General features: G+C 59.8%; 4 pseudogenes. 2 read left to right on the top strand and 2 right to left on the bottom strand.

From position 1 onward, the window contains the following. Window positions 1-153 precede the first annotated feature (153 nt). Window positions 154-660 (bottom strand): annotated as a pseudogene (locus K288_RS0142970) (IS630 family transposase); the annotation flags it as partial. Window positions 661-889: 229 nt separating this feature from the next. Then, window positions 890-997: pseudogene (locus tag K288_RS55390) on the bottom strand (cob(I)yrinic acid a,c-diamide adenosyltransferase); the annotation flags it as partial. A gap of 75 nt (window positions 998-1,072) precedes the next feature. Between K288_RS55390 and K288_RS49065 the strand changes: the two are divergent. Both K288_RS49065 and K288_RS49070 read left to right on the top strand, forming a co-directional pair. Further along, window positions 1,073-2,069: pseudogene (locus K288_RS49065) on the top strand (IS481 family transposase). A gap of 71 nt (window positions 2,070-2,140) precedes the next feature. Beyond that, window positions 2,141-2,926 (top strand): annotated as a pseudogene (locus K288_RS49070) (IS630 family transposase); the annotation flags it as partial.

The raw sequence follows: 2,926 nt of genomic DNA on the forward strand, positions 1-2,926 counted from the left end.
CTGGAGCTTTTGTTGCACCAAATCCTGGTCAGGCTCATCCTCCGATTTCAGCTCGTCCCAAGCTGAAATCAGACTTCTTCACGGGCGACTAATTCTCCTCGGCGCGGGGGACTCCTTTTAGCTGAATCAACCGCGCGCTAAAGCATGATGACACTAGGTTCGATAGCCTGCATTTTTGAGGTAGTTTGCGCATTCTACAGGATTGAATGCTGTCAGAACTTCACCGATGGCGCCGCAGACCGTATCGACGGTCCGCACGGTGGCCTTTCGGAGCAGATGTTTGAGCTCGGCAAAGACCTGTTCGATCGGGTTCAGGTCTGGTGAGTATTTTGGCAAGAAGAACAGCTTGGCACCGGCGGAACGGATAAGCCGACGCACGATCTTGCTTTTGTGGCTGCCGAGATTGTCCATGACGACGATATCGCCGGGACGAAGGGTCGGCAGGAGAACCTTCTCGACATAGGTCCGAAAGCACTCTCCATCGATCGGTCCTTCGATGAACCATGGTGCATCAATCCGGTCATGGCGCAGGGCGGCCAGAAAGGTCATGGTCTTCCAGCGCCTGTGGGGAACCTTGGCAGGAAGTCTGCGCCCGCGCGGCGCCCATCCCCGCAAGGGCGCCATATCGGTCCGCGTCCAGGCCTCATCGATGAAGACCAGCCACCACGCTTTGGCTGCCTGATTGCGCGACATCCCGCCCTCGACCGCGGCTACAACACGCTTGCGAAGATCCAGAGAGTAAGGCGTGCCCATCCATGCTGACCTCCTTCCAGCCAGCATGGTGAATCAGATACACGTTGATTTGGGAGTCCCAAACCGGTTCAAGCTAGCCTCATCCCGCTTTAGTGTCCCACGCACCATTCGATGAGTTGCACGACCACGCCGCGAAAGCGATGCACCGCAGGATCATGCCAAAGGCCGAGGAGGATCTTCCCTTGCCCGCGTCGGTATTGACGATGATGAGGCCCTTCTCGTCGCTGTTGCTAGGTGTGAGCTTTCAGGAGGTTGTCCATTCGGCCCTGACCGAGGAAGCTGAGGTTGCCGAAGCTTCAGATTCCGAGGGGAGAACCGAATGGATACCCATAAGAATGCGCCTCTGACGCCGAAAGGTCGAGAGGCAATGGTGCGGAGCGTGATCGAAGGCGGCGTGACGAGGCCGCGGCCGCAATTCAATTCAACACCACAACGAAAACGGTCGCCAAATGGGGCGAACGGTTCCGCGCGGAAGGTATGGATGGATTGCGAGATCGCTCCTCCAGACCTCTTTCATTGCCAGGCCAAACCCTGCCTGCCACGTGCGCAGCAGTCGAGGTGTTGCGCCGGCAGCGCCACACCGGCAAGCAGATCGCCGTCGAGGTCGGTGTATCGGCAGCGACCGTCAGCCGGATCCTGCGGCGGTTGGGCCTCAACCGGCTCTCGGTCTCGGCGCTGGAGCCGGCCGATCCGATCCGACGCTATCACCGCGCGAACCCGGGTGAGATGATTCACATCGACATCAAAAAGCTCGGCAAATGCAACCGGATCGGCCATCGCATCACCGGCGATCGAACCCGCCAGAGCAACCAGCGCTCCCGTGGCAAGGGGCCGGGCTGGGAGTACGTCCATGTCTGCATCGACGATGCGTCCCGGATCGCCTTCAGTCAGGTCATGAAGAACGAGAAAAAGGGGTGTGCTGTCGCCTTCCTCAAGGCGGCTGTTGCCTACTATGCGAGCCTCGGGGTAACGGTCGAGCGTGTCATGACCGACAACGGCGCCTGCTACAAATCCATAGCCTTCCGTAGAGCCTGCAACCATCTGCGCCTCAAGCACATCCGCACCAAGCCTTATACGCCCAAGACCAACGGCAAGGCCGAACGCTTCATCCAAACCAGCTTGCGCGAATGGCTTATGCCCAGGCTTACAGCACCTCAAAAGAACGTGCCGCCGAGTTGCCAAGATGGCTTCACCGATACAACTGGCACCGACCTCATGGCAGTCTCGACTCAAAGCCACCGATCCGCAGCCTCGGTCTAACCGGGAGCAACCTGTTGAGGATCCACAGGCTAGGTATTGCCCCTGCTTGGGCATGAAGTTTTTTGCCGAAGGACTCACGCCGGCCATCCGATTCAGTTGTTCGTGCCAGCCTCTCAGGGAGGCCAGCATGAATGTACGCTATCGGGTCGAACTCAGCCAAGTCGAGCGCGGCGAACTCAAGGCGCTGCTCAGCGGAGGCAAGCACGCCTCTCGCAAGCTCAAGCGCGCCCAGATTTTGCTGGCTGCTGATGCCAGGGTGGGCGACGAAGAGATCGCCAGGAGCGTCGGTGTGAGCGGCTCGACCGTGTACCGGACCAAGCGCCGCTTCGTGGAAGGCAATCTGGAACGGGCGCTGAGCGAGGAGTCGCGACCCGGAGCGGAACGCAAGCTGACCGGCAAGGAAGAAGCCTTGCTGGTGGCGACCGCCTGTGCGGCCCCTCCAAAGGGCCGCTCGCGCTGGACGCTCGAACTGCTGGCGGGGACGCTCGTCAAGCTCACCGAACACAAAAGCCTATCGCGCGAGACGGTCCGGCGACGTCTGGCTGAGAATGACCTCAAACCCTGGCGCAAGGACATGTGGTGCATTCCGCAGGTCGATGGCGAATACGTCGCCCGTATGGAGAACGTGCTCGATCTCCATGCCGAGGCACCCGATCCGAGCAGGCCGGTGGTGTGCTTCGACGAAAGCCCCGTGCAACTGATGGCGAGGTCCGTCAGCCAATTCCGCCAAGGCCGGACCGGCTCGAACGTTACGACTACGAATATCGTCGCAATGGGACGGTCAATCTCTTTGTTCTTTTCGACGTGCATCGCCCCTGGCGGAAGGTCAAGCTCACCGAGCGGCGAACGGCAAAAGACTATGCCCAATGCATGCACGACCTAGTTGCTCTGCACGGTGATTATGACTCTTTGG

It is taken from the genome of Bradyrhizobium sp. Ai1a-2, from assembly GCF_000426245.1.
Taxonomy (GTDB): domain Bacteria; phylum Pseudomonadota; class Alphaproteobacteria; order Rhizobiales; family Xanthobacteraceae; genus Bradyrhizobium.